Origin of the sequence: Collinsella sp. LCP19S3_C9 (assembly GCF_052121575.1) — a bacterium.
Lineage (GTDB): Bacteria > Actinomycetota > Coriobacteriia > Coriobacteriales > Coriobacteriaceae > Collinsella.
The window spans coordinates 28,031-45,755 of the sequence record NZ_JBQKDZ010000004.1; the positions used below are offsets into that span (position 1 = coordinate 28,031).

16 protein-coding genes are annotated in these 17,725 nt (G+C 60.1%); 6 read left to right on the top strand and 10 right to left on the bottom strand.

The genetic code is table 11. The annotated features are described in order from the left end of the window. Window positions 1-70 precede the first annotated feature (70 nt). The 7 genes from ACTQXI_RS02840 to rnd form a co-directional block, all read right to left on the bottom strand. A complete protein-coding gene (locus ACTQXI_RS02840) occupies window positions 71-1,249 on the bottom strand; it encodes an acetate/propionate family kinase (protein ID WP_441015726.1) in 1,179 nt (392 codons plus the stop codon). A 163-nt stretch (window positions 1,250-1,412) separates the two neighbouring features. Beyond that, entirely contained in the window at window positions 1,413-2,591 is a 1,179-nt protein-coding gene (locus ACTQXI_RS02845) for an acetate/propionate family kinase (RefSeq protein WP_441548287.1), read from the bottom strand. 147 nt (window positions 2,592-2,738) lie between these two features. Next, window positions 2,739-3,074 (bottom strand): histidine triad nucleotide-binding protein, encoded by a 336-nt coding sequence (locus ACTQXI_RS02850; RefSeq protein ID WP_035137921.1) that lies wholly within the window; start codon window positions 3,072-3,074, stop codon window positions 2,739-2,741. Between the two features lie 155 nt (window positions 3,075-3,229). Continuing rightward, window positions 3,230-3,496, bottom strand: a complete 267-nt coding sequence (gene xseB, locus ACTQXI_RS02855) for an exodeoxyribonuclease VII small subunit (protein WP_006234311.1) — start codon at window positions 3,494-3,496, stop codon at window positions 3,230-3,232. Window positions 3,497-3,538: 42 nt separating this feature from the next. Then, window positions 3,539-4,990, bottom strand: coding sequence for an exodeoxyribonuclease VII large subunit (gene xseA, locus ACTQXI_RS02860; protein WP_370450632.1), 1,452 nt, complete (start codon window positions 4,988-4,990; stop codon window positions 3,539-3,541). Window positions 4,991-5,105: 115 nt separating this feature from the next. Next, window positions 5,106-5,810 (bottom strand): zinc metallopeptidase, encoded by a 705-nt coding sequence (locus ACTQXI_RS02865; RefSeq protein WP_441548288.1) that lies wholly within the window; start codon window positions 5,808-5,810, stop codon window positions 5,106-5,108. A gap of 238 nt (window positions 5,811-6,048) precedes the next feature. Continuing rightward, entirely contained in the window at window positions 6,049-7,182 is a 1,134-nt protein-coding gene (gene rnd / locus ACTQXI_RS02870; RefSeq protein ID WP_154517283.1) for a ribonuclease D, read from the bottom strand. A gap of 98 nt (window positions 7,183-7,280) precedes the next feature. Here rnd and ACTQXI_RS02875 point away from each other — a divergent pair, with 98 nt between their 5' ends. From ACTQXI_RS02875 to ACTQXI_RS02895, 5 genes are all read left to right on the top strand, one after another. Then, window positions 7,281-8,198 (top strand): diacylglycerol/lipid kinase family protein, encoded by a 918-nt coding sequence (locus ACTQXI_RS02875; RefSeq protein WP_427727874.1) that lies wholly within the window; start codon window positions 7,281-7,283, stop codon window positions 8,196-8,198. 261 nt (window positions 8,199-8,459) lie between these two features. Next, a complete protein-coding gene (locus tag ACTQXI_RS02880; RefSeq protein WP_441548289.1) occupies window positions 8,460-8,690 on the top strand; it encodes a hypothetical protein in 231 nt (76 codons plus the stop codon). A gap of 144 nt (window positions 8,691-8,834) precedes the next feature. Next, window positions 8,835-9,404, top strand: coding sequence for a hypothetical protein (locus ACTQXI_RS02885; RefSeq protein WP_441048603.1), 570 nt, complete (start codon window positions 8,835-8,837; stop codon window positions 9,402-9,404). 168 nt (window positions 9,405-9,572) lie between these two features. Then, window positions 9,573-11,339, top strand: a complete 1,767-nt coding sequence (locus tag ACTQXI_RS02890; RefSeq protein WP_441031568.1) for an ABC transporter ATP-binding protein — start codon at window positions 9,573-9,575, stop codon at window positions 11,337-11,339. Then, window positions 11,332-12,078 (top strand): energy-coupling factor transporter transmembrane component T family protein, encoded by a 747-nt coding sequence (locus ACTQXI_RS02895; RefSeq protein WP_427727867.1) that lies wholly within the window; start codon window positions 11,332-11,334, stop codon window positions 12,076-12,078. The genes ACTQXI_RS02890 and ACTQXI_RS02895 overlap by 8 nt, the downstream gene beginning before the upstream one ends. 194 nt (window positions 12,079-12,272) lie before the next feature. Here the strand turns inward: ACTQXI_RS02895 and ACTQXI_RS02900 are convergent, their stop codons facing one another. Together ACTQXI_RS02900 and ACTQXI_RS02905 are read right to left on the bottom strand one after the other, a co-directional pair. Further along, on the bottom strand, window positions 12,273-13,019 hold the full coding sequence (locus tag ACTQXI_RS02900) for an aspartate/glutamate racemase family protein (protein ID WP_441048602.1): 747 nt from the start codon (window positions 13,017-13,019) through the stop codon (window positions 12,273-12,275). A gap of 85 nt (window positions 13,020-13,104) precedes the next feature. After that, window positions 13,105-14,361: an ATP-grasp domain-containing protein gene (locus ACTQXI_RS02905; RefSeq protein ID WP_427748222.1), complete on the bottom strand. Its 1,257-nt coding sequence runs from the start codon at window positions 14,359-14,361 to the stop codon at window positions 13,105-13,107. A gap of 789 nt (window positions 14,362-15,150) precedes the next feature. Between ACTQXI_RS02905 and ACTQXI_RS02910 the strand changes: the two genes are divergently transcribed. Then, complete coding sequence (locus ACTQXI_RS02910) at window positions 15,151-16,284, top strand: coiled-coil domain-containing protein (protein ID WP_427748224.1); 1,134 nt, start codon at window positions 15,151-15,153, stop codon at window positions 16,282-16,284. A gap of 37 nt (window positions 16,285-16,321) precedes the next feature. On the opposite strand, the gene ACTQXI_RS02915 is transcribed toward ACTQXI_RS02910, so the two are convergent. Further along, window positions 16,322-17,701, bottom strand: coding sequence for a serine/threonine protein kinase (locus ACTQXI_RS02915; protein WP_441048601.1), 1,380 nt, complete (start codon window positions 17,699-17,701; stop codon window positions 16,322-16,324). Between the last annotated feature and the right edge of the window lie 24 nt (window positions 17,702-17,725).

Sequence of the window (17,725 nt, forward strand, 5' to 3'; positions counted from 1 at the left end):
TTCTGCTAGTAAAAAAAGGCCTCCGGAGCTGTTGCTTCGGAGGCCTTTCGTTTACATGCAAACGAGCACGCTAGTTGTTCTTGGTCAGACGCTCGACGTCGTGGGCGATCATGTATTCCTCGTCGGTGGGGATGACCATGACCGTGACGGCGGAACCGGCGGAGCTGATGACCTGCGGGCCGTTGCCCACGGCCTCGCGGTTCTTGTTGTTGTCGATGCGCACGCCCAGCCACTCAAAGCAGTCGCAGAAGGCCTTGCGGATCGACCAGTCGTTCTCGCCGATGCCGGCGGTAAAGGTGATGGTGTCCACGCCCGCCATGGATGCGATCATGGAACCGGCCTGCTGCATGGCCTTGTAGGCGAACATGTCGAAGGCGAGCAGGCAGCGCTCATCGCCCTCGGAGGCGCGCGTGCGGATGTCGCGGGCGTCGTTGGAGATACCCGAGATGGCAAGCAGACCAGACTGCTTGTTCATCATGTCATCGACTTCCTGGTAGCTGTAGCCGCCCTCACGCTGCAGGTAGCACACGGTAGCAGGGTCGATGGAACCACAACGGGTGCCCATCATCAGGCCATCGAGCGGCGTGAGGCCCATCGTGGTGTCGCGGCACACGCCGTCCTCGATGGCGGCGAGCGAAGCACCGTTGCCCAGATGGCACGAAAGCAGACGGTGGCAGCGCGAGCCCAGAATCTCCTTGGCCATCATCCACTCGTAGCGGTGGCTCGTACCGTGTGCGCCGTACTTGCGCACGTGGTACTTGTCGCACACGTCCTTGGGCAGGGCGTAGGTGTAGGCAACCTCGGGCATGGTCATGTGGAACGAGGTGTCGAAGACGGCCACGTTGGGCAGCTCCGGATACTTCTCGCGGCAATATTCGATTGCCGCGGCCTCGCCGTAGTTGTGCAGCGGAGCAAGCGGTGCTACCTCAAGAATCTTGGCCATAACCTCGTCGTCGACGACTGCGGAATCATCGAAGTGCCAGCCGCCCTGAACGATACGATGCCCAATGCCATCAATCGTAAAGTCGGTCTTCTCAAGCTCCTCGAGCACACGAGCGATAGCAGAGCGATGATCGGGGAAAGGGACCTCCTCGGTCTGCTTGGCGCCACCGTTCTCGGAGTGGCCAAAGACGCCCATGTCCGATCCGATACGCTCGCAGTTGCCCTTGGCGAAAACCTTGCGGGTATCGGTATCCAAAAGCTGATATTTAAGGCTTGAGCTGCCGGCGTTGACAACAAGTACGTTCATGAGACTCCTTTGCAGTGCAATACGGTCGACGCAGACCCCTTAAGGCGGCCGCATGTTAATAAGAAGTTATCATATCTTGATAAATAGCTATCAGCATATCGCCCAACGAGCGCAAAAGAGGGGCCGAACGGCGCTCGGTCGCCCAGCCCCTCCCCTCTTGCAATTACTTGCCGTTGACGATGCGCTCGACGTCGGAAGCGATCATGAACTCCTCGTCCGTGGGGATGACGAAGATCTTGACCTTGGAATCCTTGGCGGACAGGCACCAGGCGCCGTCGCCACGCAGGGCGTTGCGGGCATGATCCATCTTAACGCCCATAAAGGCCAGACGGTCGGCCACGCCGGCGCGAACGGCCGGAGCGTGCTCGCCGATGCCGGCGGTAAAGACCAGGGTGTCCATACCGCACATGGAAGTGGCCATCTCGGCAGCCTTGGCGGCAATCTTGTAGACGAACATATCGAAGGCGAGCTGAGCCTCGGGGTCACCAGCAGCGGTGAGCTCCTCGACGTTGCGGCAGTCGTTGGTCTTGCCGCCGGTCACAGCCAAAAGGCCGGACTTCTTGTTCATCATCTCGTCGACCTCGTCGAAGGTGTAGCCACCCTCGCGCTGCAGGTAGCACACGGTAGCCGGGTCGATGGAGCCGCAGCGGGTGCCCATCATGACACCGTCGAGCGGCGTCAAGCCCATGGTGGTGTCCATGCACTTACCGTCCTCGATAGCGCACAGGGAAGCGCCGGAACCGATGTGGCACACGACGACCTTGCGTGCCTCGCCGTTGGTCATCTCGGCAACCTTCTTGGAGATGTAGCGGTAGCTGGTGCCGTGGGCGCCGTACTTACGGATGTGCAGCTTGTCGCAGACGTCCTTGGGCAGGGCGTAGGTCTTGGCGACCTCGGGCATGTTGAAGTGGAAAGCAGTGTCGTAGACCGTGACGTTGGGCAGGTCGGGATACTGCTCGAGGCAGTACTCGATAACGTTGGCCTCGGGGTTGTTGTGCAGCGGGGCGAGCGGAGCGACCTCGCGGATCTTGGCGAGGACGTCCTCGTCGACGAGGGAGGAATCGCCGAAGTACCAACCGCCCTGAACGATACGGTGGCCGATGCCCTCGATCTTGACGCCGTTGGCCTCGAGGTCCTTCAGGACGACCTCGATGGCGACCTTGTGGTCGGGGAACTCGATGTTCTCGGTCACCTTCTTGGAGCCGTTGGCAGCGTGGGTGAAGGTACCGCCGGTAAAGCAGACGCGCTCGCAGGAGCCCTTTGCGGACACCTTGTGGGACTTGGTATCGATGACCTGATACTTAAGGGTCGAAGATCCTGCGTTGACGACCAGAACGTTCATGTGTCTCCCTACTAACAGGCGGTGTGGCGCCGCCAGGTTACATACGCTTCAATAATAAACCCAAACGCCCTCGCGCTCGGGTTTATTGCGTTGATATATAAGTTATCGGTGCCCAAGCTTTCGCCTCATCCCACGGAAGAAGCGTCCTCAGATGAGGTTCTCGCCCAGGTTCTTGCCGCCGAGGACATGCATGTGGAAGTGCATGACGGTCTGACCGGCGTTGACGCCCTTGTTGGAGATGACGCGGAAACCGTCCTCCAAGCCCTTGGCCTTAGCGACCTCCTGGATGGCGTGGGCCATGGCGCCCATGGTCTCGGCAGGTACGTTGTCGGCGATGTCGCTGTAGTGCTTCTTGGGAATCACGAGGGTGTGGACCGGCGCCTGGGGATTGAGGTCGTCGAAGGCGATGACCTGATCGTCCTCGTAAACGACGGTCGAGGGGATCTCATGGTTGGCAATTTTGCAGAAGATGCAATCACACATGGTTGGTTCCTTTCTCACAGACCAAGGTAGTCTTTTTGGGACGGGGCTTTTTTGACTACTTTTTCGCAAGCGCAGGCACCTGGCGAGCCGTCGCGCAAGGGTAGTCAAAAAAGCCCCGTCCCAAAAAGACTACCCCAAAGTAGGCTGCGAGGTGGTTAGAACGAGAGGTTATCGTCGGTGTTGGCGGCTTCGCCGTCGGCGAGCACGTCGTTGCCGTCGACGTCCTTAAGGAGCACCGAGACCTTCTGCTCGGCATCGGACAGGCGGGTGCGTAGGCTCTTGAGGAGCTCGACGCCGCGGGTATAGCTCTCGAGCGACTCCTCGAGCTCCATGTCGCCCGACTCCAGGCTGCGGATGATGAGCTCCAGCTCCTGCGAGGCCTGCTTGTACGTAAGCTGCTCGACCGGGGTCTTCTCTGCCATATCTGTTTCCTTTCCTAAAGGTTTATCGCTATGAAAGGCGGCCTACTCGACCGCGTTGACGGTTGCTGCCACGTTGCCGTCCGCCATGCGCACGCGAATAGCGTCGCCCGGCTTAAAGGTCTTGGCGCTCGTAGCCACACCGTCCTCGCTGTACGCGATGGAGTAACCGCGGGCAAGCACCTTGAGCGGCGACAAGGCATCGAGCGACGCAGCAGCTCGGCCCAGGTCGGACGCGGGCTTGCTGAGCATCGTGCGCCCCTGATGCTCCAGACGGGAGCTCGCAAGCGTGAGCGCATGGCGCTTGCCATCGAGCCCCGAGGTGCTTGCGATCAAGCGCTCGGGCAGGCGCTCAAAGTCGGAGCGGAAGGCCCCAACCGAACGCGTTACAGCGCCGGACAGGCGATCAGCCGTCAGGGCAAGCTCAGACTCGCGACGCTCGACCATAAATGTGGGGTCGTTGAGGCACGGACGGCGTGCGGCGGCATCGAGCGCATCGCCCAGACGGGCCGTATAGGTGTCCCAAGCGCGGCGACCACGCTGATCGAGCATTTCCAGATCGACCTGATCTGACCCGATCATCGATGCCATCGCGGCGCCCAGACGCTGATGGCGCGCCTCGAGCACATCTGCCAGCTCCGTCATAGCCGGCGCAACCGATTCGGCCGCCGCCGTGGGCGTGGAGGCGCGGCGGTCGCTCACCATGTCGCAGATCGAGGTATCGGGCTCATGGCCAATGCCGGTCACCACGGGCACAGGACAAGCCGCCACCGCGCGGGCAAGCTCCTCGTCATTAAAGGTCATGAGGTCCTCGAAGGAGCCGCCGCCGCGCACGAGCAATATGCAATCGGGCGCCGGCGTAATGGAAGCGGCGCGACGCAAACCCTCAATGAGCTCTGCCGGCGCTCCCTCGCCTTGAACTTTGGCACCCACGCAAACGAGCTCGACGAGCGGGTTGCGACGACGCAATGTGCGCTTGACGTCATCGATTACGGCACCCGAAAGTGAGGTGACGACCGCCACGCGTGAACAGAACACCGGGATGCGGCGCTTGCGCGCTTCGTCCATCAGGCCCTCGCGGCTCAGCTTTTCGGCCAGTTGCGCCACTTGTTGACGCAGCAGACCCTCCCCCGCCAGCGAAAACGAGCGGGCGACAAAACTCATGCGGCCCGTGGGCTTATAGAGATTGAAGCTACCCTTAAAGCTCACCTGCATGCCGTCGCGCAGATCGAACGTGCGCTTGAGATAGGCGCCCTTCCAAATGATGCAGTCAACGGCGGCCGAATCGTCCTTAATCTGGAAGTAGCAGTGGCCGCTTCGGGCATTGGGGCCACGGAAACCCGTGACCTCGCCCAAGACACTCAGCTGCGGAATAGCATCGAGTGCACCGGCGGCGATCTCCACCGCCTGGCTCACGCTGAGTTCCTTGCGCTCCTGATCGTCCGAGCCGTCAAACTCGGCGGAAACGGCATTGCCGGTTAGATTCCAGCCTGCCACGCAGCCTCCTTTCGTTATCGTGCACAAAGGCTCCAGCCCTGCGCAAATTCAAGTCCAACACATAGTACAGCGCCGCGGGGACACAAATCCCCGCGGCGCCTGTCAAGCCAATTTGTTATCGGTTGGAGTTTCTGTTGTAGCGAGCCATCAGGTAGAGCAGCTGAATGATCGAGGTGAGCGCTGCGGCAACATAGGTAAGCGCGGCTGCCGTCAGGACCTTCTTGGCACCGTTGACCTGCTTGGAACTCATGCCCGACCGCTCGATGTACGCCACGGCGCGGCGGCTGGCATCAATCTCGACCGGCAGCGTAACCAGCTGGAACAACACACTAAACGAGAAGAAGATCAGCGCGAGGGTCGTGAGTCCCGCGATGTTCATAAACAGGCCCATGAGTAGCACGATGGTCCAGGTGTTCTGGGTAAAGTTGACGACCGGGACCAGGGCAGTGCGCACCTTCATCATGGCATAGCCGCTTTGGCGCTGGGCGGCGTGGCCCGCCTCGTGGCAGGCGACGGCAACGCTTGCGACCGATCCACCCGAACGGTTGGCATCCGAGAGATACAGGTTGTTATCCTGCGGGTTGTAATGGTCGGTGAGCTCACCGGCGACGTCCTTGATACCCACGGCATTGCAACCGCTGGCGTCGAGCATGCGGCGCGCGACCGCAGCGCCCGTGTCGCCGTCCGAGCGAACCTTGGACCAGGTTTTATACGTCGAGTTGATATAGCTCTGCGCGGCAAGACCGAGCACCGTACAAACAAGGACGACCAGCAGGTACAGCGGGTCGATGCCAAAGCCATAACCATAGTAATAGGGCATGCGAATTCCTCCGAATCGAGTTACACGTTGGAGGCATTCTACCCACTCGCCCAGCCAACGAGACAGTATCGATGTTTTGGCAATGTCAGCGAAAACGGCCGAGAGCGAGCAAGGTGACGTGAAAGAGAAGCGACGCGTACTTTGGTACGCGAGCGACGATTGAACGTCAGATTGCCGCTCTCGACCGTTTGCAGCGTCGAGCTGTTACGCGGTTTGGTAAAACCGCGTAACCATATACCTACAGGAGCTCGATTTTGCCGTCCTTCACCGTCAATCCCATGTTGCCCGAGAGCAGATCGTCCAGGCGCGAGCCCACAAGCTCAAAGCGCCAACCTTCGCGCAGAGGGCTCTGCTCGGGATGCTCGATATAGTCGGCCAGGTCATCGCGCGAGGCAATGACCGAGGTCGCCACGCCCGAACGCTCGGCAACCAGGCGAATGAGCGCGTACATGAGATCCGTCACGCTCTCCAGCTCCGGAGAGATCTGGCGATGTCCGCGCACCATGAGCGGCAGGCGATCGTGCGGGCAGCTCGCGCCGCGCTTGATGGCCATGAGCGCGCCGTCCACATCGCGCTCCCCCAGTTGATCGGTGCCGCGGATGCTGCGGAACTCCTCAACGCGCACGGGATTGCGCTTGACGAGCGCCAGCAGCGTATCGTCGGACATGACCCACTTGCGCGGGATGTTGCGGCGCTCGGCGCGGTCCTCGCGCCAGGCGGCAAGCTCGCGCGCAATGCCCAGCTGATGGCGGCTACACGAGTTGATGCGCTTGACCTTGCGGAATGCCTCATGCCGGTCGGCGCGGTAGTGCGACTCGTCTGCCAGCGGGCGCAACTCGTCGAGCACCCAGTCCACGCGGCCAAGCTCGCGCAGGCGGCTCATCATCTCGGTATAGGCGACGATCAGATACTTGACGTCATCGATCGCGTACTCAATCTGCTTATCGCTCAGCGGGCGGCGCGACCAATCGGTCAGCGACTCGGTCTTGGGCAGCGATACGCCGCAGAACGTCTGAACGAGCGCGCCGTAGGAAATCTGCTGGCGCTCGCCCAAAAAGGCGGCGGCGACCTGTGTGTCAAAAATCGGTCGCGGCAGCGCGCCCACGGTGTGGAGCATGACCTCCATATCCTGCGAGCAGGCGTGGAAGACCTTGACCACGCTCTCGTCGGCCATAAGCTCGGCCAGCGGCGATAAGTCGTCGATCACCAAAGGATCGACCGCGACGCTCTCGGCAGGGGTGGCAATCTGAACCAGGCACAGGCGCGGATGAAACGTGCGCTCGCGCAAAAACTCGGTATCGACGGCAATCGCGTCGAACTCACGAGCGCGCTGACAAAAGTCGAGTAGAGCCTGATGTGTGGAAATGTACATATCAACCCATCGAATAAGGTTAGGCCCGAAAAACACGGGTAGGATATCGGCATTGCCCTACAACTATACTCGGTTAGACACAGAACGGGAACGTAAGTATGCGCTGCCTTATCATCCACAACCCGGCATCGGGTCCCAGCTCCGATGAAATCTACGCATTCACGCACGCTCTTGCACAGGGCGGCGACGAGGTCGTAATGCGCTTTATCGGCGATGGCATGGAGCCCGAGGACGCGGTAGCGGACGTTCGTGAGTTCGACCGCGTAGTCGTTTCGGGCGGCGACGGCACCGTCTCCAACGTGCTCGACCAGATGCGCGGGTGCGGTGTCCCTACGCTCATCTTCCCCTCCGGCACGGCCTGCCTGTTCTTTAACAACATCGGTAATGCCCCCGAGGCGGCGGCGCTTGCCAAGGCTTGCCGCGCCGGCCGCACGGTCAAGGTGGACATGGGTGAGCTCTTTTGGATCGACGAGAACGGTAACGAGAAGCGCCACGGCTTTATCATCATCGCCGGCTCGGGCTTCGACGCCGAGATCATGATGAAGGCCGCTCCCACCAAAAACGACATTGGCGAGATCGCCTACTTCCTCTCCGCGCTCGCCACGCCCAACCCCACGGTGGCGCACTTTACCATTGAACACGACGGCATGGTCGAGGAGCTCGACGGCATCTGCTGCATGGCGGGCAATACCTCAGTCATCCAAAACGACATCAACCTGTTCCCCAACTGCCGCATGAACGACGGCATGGTCGACATCGTCGTTATTGAACCCGTGCGCACGGTGCAGCTGCTCCCCACGGTGATCACCGCCGCGCTCGACCCCGCCGGCAAGGTGCTCGGCCGCCCGCAGTTTAAGATTATCCAGACCAAGGAAGCCAAGATTACCTGCACGCCGTCGCTGGGCATGCAGTTCGATGGCGAGATCATCTCCAGCAACTCCGGTGTCTTTGGCGCCCGCGCGCTTCCGCAATGCCTCGACCTCATCGTCGACGAATTCTCACCACTCGGAAAATAGGAGAGCCCCGTGAACGACAACCCTATCCTTGGCTTTATCGTCATCGTTCTGGCCCTGCTCGTGGGCTACGCCATCAACCTGATTCACCGCCGAAAGAAGTAAATCCACATTGGTATGATATTCATCCAATCACCGAGGAGAAGTCCAAGGGCAACAACATGGCCGCCATGGGTGTTGGCGCCATCATCATCGGTGTCTGTGGCTTCGTGATCTATCGTCGCAAGAAGGCCTAAGAACCCCACACCTTAAGGCGCGGGCGGGATGGCCAAGGTCGCCCCCCGCTCAGCCCGCCCCTTCGACCGGCGGGAAACGTCGCTGAAATCTTTCGAAAAAGATTCCCCGCAAACACTTTGCTGTGCTATAGTGCAACGCAACAGAAACAAGGTGCGACTGCGCCATGGCATCACGAAAGGAGCCACCAAGATGAAGAACGCGATGAAGTCCCTCAACAACTGGTGGTGGCGTGATGCGAATACGATCGGTCGACAGTGAGTCCCTCACGCCTGTTTTTGCGCTCTAGGTGATTGAAAGGCCTCCGGTTTCGACCGGGGGCCTTTTTCTATCTCGAGCCCGATCGCATTCGCATCACGCGCCTCCGCTTTTCCCTTGCACTCCCCTTCCGAAAGGATTTTCAACATGTCTCAGAACACCACCGCCCAGCCCCGCACCGTCCAGACCACTGACCGCGGCAAACTCGATATCCGCGCCCTCGTCCTGCTCGCCATCCTGCTTGCCGCCGGTTTCGTCCTCAACATGACCGTCTCCAAGTTCTTTAGCGGCCTCACCGGAGGCTTCCTCTCGCCCGAGTTCATCATCGCGGCTTTCTGCCTCGAGATTCTCATCGTCAAGCCCAACATCGGCCAATCCGCGATTATCGGCCTCCTCGCCGGCGTGGTAATCCAAATCACCGCCTCCGTCAAGGGCCCCGACCTGATCGCCGAGCCCGTCGCCGCCATGGTCATGGCTCTGCTCGTCTCCGTGCTCGCCGACTCCAAGGTCAAGGGCCTGCTCCCGCTCGTCAGCACCTTTGTTGTCACCTTCATCTCCGGCATGATCTACGCGGCGATCTTCTCCTTTGGCGTCATGAACAACCCGGCTTTCATGGGCGTCATGGCTCCTGTCGTCGTCGCCACCGGTGTTGCCAACGCCATCATCGTGACCGCCCTCTACATCCCCATTAAGAAGGCCCTCAAGCTTAACGACTAAGTAGCTGACAGGCCACACGCAGGCACCGCCGTCTTCAACGCCATCCTGGTCCAGGCCCTCAGCGTTCCGCTCAAGAAGGTCTTCTCCAAGTCCAAGTAGTAATACTTGCTACCATGTAGACCGCCGGTCGTTTTGCGGCCGGTGCTCTTTTACGATAGAAAGGCCCCCATGAGCTCCAGCAATACCATCATCAAGCTCGATGACGTCTCATTTTCCTATGGGCACGAGGCGCAGAATGCCCTCGATCACGTCTCACTCGCCATCGAAAAGGGTGAGTTTGTGGGCGTCATCGGCCCCTCAGGCGCCGGCAAATCGACGCTTGCCGCCGTTATGAGCGGAGCCATCCCCCACCATTACACCGGCCAGCTCTTTGGAGCCACGCTCGTCGATGACCGCGACACCTGCGAGATCACCCTCACGGATATCTCGCGCGTGGTGGGAAGCGTGCTGCAGGACATCGATGCCCAGATGGTTGCGCCCATCGTTGAAGACGAGATGCTCTTTGGCCTCGAGAACTTTGGCATACCGCACGATCAAATCGAGGAGCGCATCAGCCAGACGCTGACGACCGTCGGCATTAGCGACCTGCGCCACCGCGAGATTGCCACGCTTTCGGGCGGGCAGAAGCAGAAAGTCGCAATCGCCGCGATCATCGCCATGGCGCCCAACGTGCTCGTGCTCGACGAGCCCACGGCAGCGCTCGACCCGGCAAGCTCCACGCTCGTTTTTGACACGCTGCGCCAGATCAACCGCGAACACGGCATCACCGTGGTTGTTATCGAGCAGAAGGTCGCGCTGTTGTCGAAATACTGCAGCCGCGTCCTCGTCATGGCAGACGGCAAGCTCGCGTTTGACGGCGAACCCCACCAGGTCTTTGCCCACGCAAGCGAGCTGCGCCAGATGGGCGTCGACAGTCCCCGCGTCGCGCGCATCGCGAACAGCCTGGCAGAAGTGGGTCTGTTGCCGAGCGATCAGGCGCCCTGCCTCAATGTTTCCGAAGCGCACCAGCTTATCTCGTCCTTACTTGCGGATGCAACGAGCAAGGACGCGCCCGCCGATGTGCCCGAGACCTCTCCCCATATCCCGGCGGTCCCCCGCGGCGTTAATCAGGAGCCAGTAGTCGAACTCACCGATGTGACCTTTGCCTACCCCCATGGCGGTGCCTCGGTCAGCAACCTCAACATGTGCGTCTATCCCGGCGAGCTCGTAGGCATCATCGGCCAGAACGGTGCTGGCAAGACCACGCTCACCAAGCTGTTGAACGGCCTTCTGCATCCAGCGTCGGGAACCGTGCGTATGGCGGGGATGAACACCGCCGACGTCCCCACCAGCGCGATCGCTGCAAAATGCGCGACGCTGTTCCAGAACCCCGACCGCCAGCTCTGCCGCGACACCGTACTCGACGAGGTTGCCTTTGGTCTTGAACTGCACGGTGTCGGCACCGACGAGGCCCGCCAGCGTGCACGGGTGGCGGCGGAGCGCTTTGGGCTCCCCTTGGACGAATCGCCGTTCTCGCTTTCGCGCGGACAGCGACAGATGGTCGCCCTAGCGTCCGTGGTTGTGCTCGATCCACAGGTGGTTCTGCTCGATGAGCCCACGAGCGGCCTCGATTACCGCGAGTGCATGACCGTGATGGAGACGGTGAGCGAGATGGCCGAGCGCGGCTGCGCCGTGATCATGGTGTGCCACGACATGGAGGTCGTCTCGGACTTTGCCCAGCGCCTGGTAGTCATGGCAGACGGACGCATCCTCGAGCGCGGCGACGCGAACCGGATCTTCGCCGACGATGCCCTCATGCGCGCCGCCTACGTGGAGCCACCGCAGGTTGTGGCCCTGTCCAAAGAACTCGCGCGCGACGTTTCGCCCCGATTCGCCGGAATCAGTCAGGTCTCCGATCTGGTCGACCTGGTAAAGGAGATGCTCAAGCATGACTAACGTGATCGACTACGTGCCCGGAGACTCACTGCTGCACCGGCTGAACCCCGTGACCAAGCTAGCCCTGGCCGCGGCTATTATCTTGGCGACCTTCCTCGGCGACACTTATGTGCTCCTGATCGCCCTGCTTGTGCTGACTTTTATCTTGGGCATCTACGCCAAATCGACCGCAGGCCTAGTCTCGCTCGTCAAGCTCATGGTGCCGCTCTCACTAATCATGCTGGTCCTGCAGACCGCCTTTATCCGCACCGGAGCCCCCATCTTTGCCTGGATTACCACAGATGGTCTTATCACCGGCACCAAGGCGGCGCTTCGCCTGCTCGGCGTGGCGCTGCCGCTCATCCTCATGCTCACCATCACGCAGCTCGGCGATCTCGCTAACGCTTGCGTGGAGGTGCTGCACGTGCCGTACCGCTATGCGTTCACGTTTACCACGGCACTGCGCTTTGTACCGGTCTTTAGCCAGGAGATGAACGCCATCATGGAGGCGCAGACCGCGCGCGGCGTTGAATACGACACCAAGAACCCCCTCAAGAAGATCCAGCTCATGCTACCGCTCTGCGTGCCGCTGCTGGTGAGCTCCGTGGGCAAGACCGATGCCACTGCCCTGGCGGCCGAGCAACGTGGCTTTTATCTGCGTACGCGCGCGAGCTCGTACAAGCGCTATCCCATTAAGGGCATGGACATTGCCATACTTATTGCCAGCATTGCCCTCATCGTCCTCGGATTCTTGTTCTAACCTGCCAAAAAGGGACAGGTTTATTTTGGTCGGTTTTATATGGGCAAATGTCAGTCTCGTCCTTTAAGCTCCAGCACCAAGCAGCAACCGCAAAATGCAAAAGGCCTCGGCTCGCACAAACGAGCCGAGGCCTTTACTGTTTTCCCAGATAAAACCTACCAAAATAAACCTGTCCCTTTTTGGCAGGTCGAGGGCTACAGGCGGTAGGGGGCGCCGCTGCGGATGATGGACTCGCGTACCAAAACGTCCATGGCGTCGAGGGCGATCTCGGGCATCTCGCGATACTTTTGCAGCACCGAAAGCTCCGTGCAGGCCAGAATGACGCGGTCGCAGCCGCTGCGGGCAAACTCCCACATCACTCGGTCAAACTTATCCATATCGGGCTCGCGTCCTGCCTTCACGTCATCGTAAATAAGCGACATCACATCGGCCTGGCGCTTCTCGCTGGGATAGACGACTTCGACGCCCGCCGCCTCGCACTCGCGACCGTAGACGCCGGCACCCACGGTGCCATCGGTACCCATGATGCCGATCTTGCGCACCGGCTCGGCCGGCATGCTCAAGTTGGGGTCGAACTCACACTCCCCCATCACCACGCCGGCAAGCGCATAGCGCACCGACTCGCGCGGCATATGGATGATGGGGACCGAGGTAAACGACTGAATCTGATCGTAAAAGTAGTGCGACGTGTTGCAGGGAATGGCAATGTGCGCGCAGCCCAGCGTCTCGAGCGCCTGCGCGCATTCCTTCATGGTCGCCAGCAACTCGGTGTGGTCGCCGGTCTTAATGGCCAGTGTGCGGTCGGGCATGGTCGACTTAGAGAGCACCACCATGTCGATATGTTCCTGATCGCGGGCGGCTGCCGTGTGACGCACCACCTGGTCGTAGTAATACGACGTGGCCTCGGCGCCCATACCGCCGATAACTCCCAGCTTTTCCATCGCCGCCTCCTTGGTGACGCTCGCAGCATTGCGCGTATCATACCCGCGCCCGTCCGATACAAACCGGGCGGGCGCGACGTTCATCCTATTTGTAATACGTCTTAAACAGCTTAAAGTGACGCAGCTTGGTGTGCCACATGCGCAGCCAGCGGTTAAAGACAAAGTCGCCCTTCATAAACGAGGGGTCGGCGGCCTTACCCTCCTTGACCAGGCGATGCGCCTTAGCGCGCAGCTCGGGATCCTTGACGTATTTATCGACCACGCCCATGGGGACAACCATCCACAGCGCCTCGTTCTGCGCCGTCACAAACTCGGGCTCAAACGGGCGGTTGTACACATACTCGTCCACTACGTACTTGGCAACGTTAAAGCCACTGTTGGTGACGTAGTAGTTACTGCGGCCCTGGCGAGTGTTGAAGTCGAAGAACTTAAACGAACCGTCGCGCTCGTCGTATTTGACGTCAAAGTTGGAGAAGCCCGTAAACTTGAGGTCCTCGAGCAACTTGCGCACGCCGCCCATGAGCTCGTCATTGGGCTCGGTGATGATGCAGGCGTGGTTGCCAACGCCGTGAGGCTGGTGCTCCTCGAGCAGCACGTGGCCCAGGCACATCATGCGCACCTTGCCGTTGCGGTCGGAATAGCTGGTAAGCACGCGCATGTACTCGTCGTTGCCGGGCACGCGATCCTGCAGGATCAGATCATCGGTGTAGCCACTCGCGTATACATCGCGAATGACCTGCTCCAGCTCGGCGCGATCGGCGATCTCGTAGGCCTTCTTCTGGCCCTCGAACTCGTGCTCCCACCACATGATGCCGTCGGAAGGCTTCAGGATCATCGGGAAGGGAAAATCGATCTGGTCGAGCACCTCGGCAGGAGCCTCGCCCTGGGCGTTGAGCATGGCCATGGTAAAGGTAAACGTATGCGGATAGGGAACACCGTGCTTCTCGCACAGCTCGTAGAAGATTTCCTTCTTCTGGCACTGTTCGAGCATGCTGTAGGGCGCATAGGGCGCGATGACGTTTGAGGCAAGCTCGCCGGCATCCTGAGCCTGTGCGGCAAGCGCGACATAGTTGTCGCCGCAGCCCATGAGAATAATCTTCTTATCGGGATTGGCCTGCGCGACACCGTTAATGGTCTCGATCATGACCGGCATGGTGTCGATATCAACATTGGGCGTGTAGTCGATAATCTGGCTGCGGTACGCAGGACCGGTCTGGTACTTGCCAAAGACCAGGCTCTTGACCTGATACTCCTCGTAAAAGGCGCGCGCTACCGAATAGGCGTTGATGTCACCACCGAGCAGCACGGGGATAAACTCGCGCTCTGTAAACTGCAATGCCATGGAAACTTCCTATCTAGAACTGCCCACGACGGGCGGTCTTTATGCAACCCGTTTATTTTAGCGTGCCGGACCGTTTCCTCCTAAAGCTCCACTGTATCTATGACAATCAACGCAATTATCCAGCATGAAGGCCGCGCTCACCGCCGTATGACAAGCGGCAATGAACCCACCGTTGTTGTAGGGTTCAGCATATTGATACCCCCGAGTGAAAGGCGCACGCGTGATCCAGGAACTTCCAACCGATAACCCCATCCTCGATGCCGCAAAACGCGAGTTGGCGCAGCGCGCCAAGCGACTGCTCCTCTGCGCACCGCAAACGACGCTTACGACGGTGCCGCCTACATCACCTCCATCGATACATCGGCGCACAAAGGCACGCGCAAGACGCCCGTCGCCGGCGGACACGATACCGCCATCGAGCAGTTTGGCCTCGTCTCCGATGCCCACGCCGGTGACAACATCAGGGTAATCAAACTCGGCGACGGCACCTGTTCGTTCACCCCCGCCCAGGCGCTCAACGAAGTAGGGCAAGCTCGCCGCAATGGGGCCTTATAGCCACAAACCCCAACGTTGAGATAGCTTTCACAGTCCAAAGCCCGTCCCAGACAGGCCCCCGTAACGTTAAAGTTGAACTCTATGGTTTCTCAACAATTCGATATAACTGCAGGTCAAAGCCAAAGTCTCAAGTTCAACTTGACCCTTTAAAACCTTTAAGGTTCAAGTTGAGGTCGAAAGCAGTAGTAGAATACCTGAGGAACAATAACCTACGATTGATTGCAGAGGGACTGGATGCAGCATTCGAATCATCGCACCGCAGCGCTCATCGCGTCGAAGCCGGCTCGTATCATCACGAGCGCCGCGCTCGCCGTTGCGTTGACGGCCACGCCGATGCTCTCCCCCGTCGCGGCGTATGCCGCCTCGCAGGCAACGCAGGATCAGCTTGCCGCCGCCCAGCAGAAGATCGAAGCCGCCACGAGCGCCTACAACGATGCCCGTACCAAGCTCGGCGATCTGCAGAAGCAGATTGACGCCAACGAGGCAAGTATCGAAAAGATCGAGGCGAAGCTTCCCGATCAGCAGGAAAAGGCATGCGCCGCCATGCGCGATCTGTACAAGTACCAGAAGGGCACCAACCCCATCGTGAGCTTCCTGGTCAACGCACAGAGCCTGGGTGAGTTCATCACGACCTGCAAATACACCAACCAGATCACAAGCTCGAGCGTCGACGAGATCGAAGAGCTCAATAACATGCAAACCGAACTCGAGCAGAACAAGGCCGAGCTCCAGCAGGCCAAGTCTCAGCTTGAGGCAGAGCAGAAAAACGCCGAGGATGCGCTGGCGCAGGCCCAGCAGCTCCGCAGCGAGGCACAGGCAAAAGCCGAGCAGGAAAATGCCGCCGAGCTTGCCAAGCTTGAGGCCGATAAGGCCGCTGCCGCCGAGAAGCTCTCGGGCGAGGGCGTGAGCGGCAGCAATTCCAGCAGCCAGGCCACCAACGCCAACACCACCATCGACACCACGGTGAACAACGCCAACACCGGTAGTTCCGATTACGATTCGTTCATTAATGAGTGGACGAGCCGCATCGACAATTACCTCGCCGGCTCCCCTATGGCAGGCCAGGGCTATAACTTTGCCGTCGCCGCTTGGAATACCGGTGTCGACCCCCGTTGGTCCCCCGCCATCGCCTGCATCGAGAGCACCAAGGGTGCTTATTGCGCCAATTCTTACAACGCCTGGGGCTGGAGTGCACGTGGCGGCGGTTGGCGCAGCTTTGGCAGCTGGAGCGAGGGCATCTTCGCTCACGTTGCCTATCTGGGCGCCAACTACGGCTCCACCCTTACCCCGGCTGCGGCCAAAAAGTACTGCCCACCCACGTGGCAGGACTGGTACAACAAAGTCGCCGCTCAGATGAACCGCATCTAAGTGCAACTGCAAAGGGCCCCAATGGGGCCCTTTTCTTTTAGGTAGCGGAGGTATCGACGACGCCGGTCGCATTGGCAACTGCGACTATGACGATCATGCATAGGAGCAGCACACCCAATGCCTTGAGCCAGAGTTTCGCGAGTTTCTTGCCGCGATAGCTGTCGAGCAGTGCGAATCGCCGACGTAGACGGCGCTTATCGAGCACCGCAAAATGCATAAGCGCCATAAGGCCATCGACAAAGAAAAAATACTCGATTATGAGAAGCCACGTCGGGTAGCTTTGGTTTGCTCCCGTGGGTTGAAAGACGGCAAAGTGACTTCCGGCAAAGAACACAAGCAGCGAGAAGCAGACGAGCGTATTCCAAATGCGCCCCAGGGACTCCGGAACGTGAGAGAGCAGACCGCATGCAGTGGAGGTGGCAGGCCTAGGAAGCCTTGCGGGGTTCTGGAGCCCTTGGGGCGTCAACAACGTCTCCGAGGCCGGAGTACGGACAGGCGCAGGCGCAGGAGGCCGCACGGGGCGACTCAGATCGTATGCCGCGCGCGTCGCCCGTCCCAACGCTTCCGCACTCGCAAAACGCTTGGCCGGGTCGAGCGCCATCGCCATGCAAACGACATCGGCAAGTGGAGTGGGAATGCCGCGCACCTCGCATTGCTCGCGCATGTCGAGCCCTGGTTTAGGGTCGACTCCCGTCAAGCAGAAGAACAGCAGGGCACCGAGCGCGTAGACATCGCTTCGCACGCTCGTCTGCCCAAACCCATACTGCTCGGGCGGCGCATAGGGCCGTGTCCCAAACTTGACAGTATCGGCATCGGCGCCATCGCGCCACACGCGCGCGATCCCCAAGTCGATAATCACCAGCGATGAAAACGTCAGGCCGTCATCAGGCGTATAGTTGGCACCTGCCACGATGATATTCGACGGCTTGAGGTCGCGATGGATCACCGGCGCCGAAGCCTCCCCCGCCATTGCAAAACCGGCATGGAGCTCGCCCACGGCGTCGCAAAGGACAGGATACAATTCACGCGCATAATCGGGAGCGGATCCCAGACGGTCCACCAGCGCCCCGAGTGTCTCCCCTTCTATGTATTCCATAACCACGTTGAGCTCGTCGCCCGAACGACGACAATCGACGATTCTGGGCAGGTGCTCAAAACGCCTGCCTGCCCGCTGAGCGGCAAACAGACGCTCGTATGCCCCGCCGATTTGAGCCGAAGCATCGATGCGTTTACGGACAAAGGGACCGAGCGAACCACCGCCGGCTCCTTCAAAGTACACGAGCTCGGTTGTTTCAACGGACGAGCGCTTAAGTACACGCTCCACGCGATAGCTGTCGTCGCGATCGAGCGACGCCAGGTGCTCGGCAAGCGCTGCGGTCAGCTCGTCATTGGAATATGTTGGGGCCTGAGTATCCATAGCCTCCATCATAGCGCAGGGCGC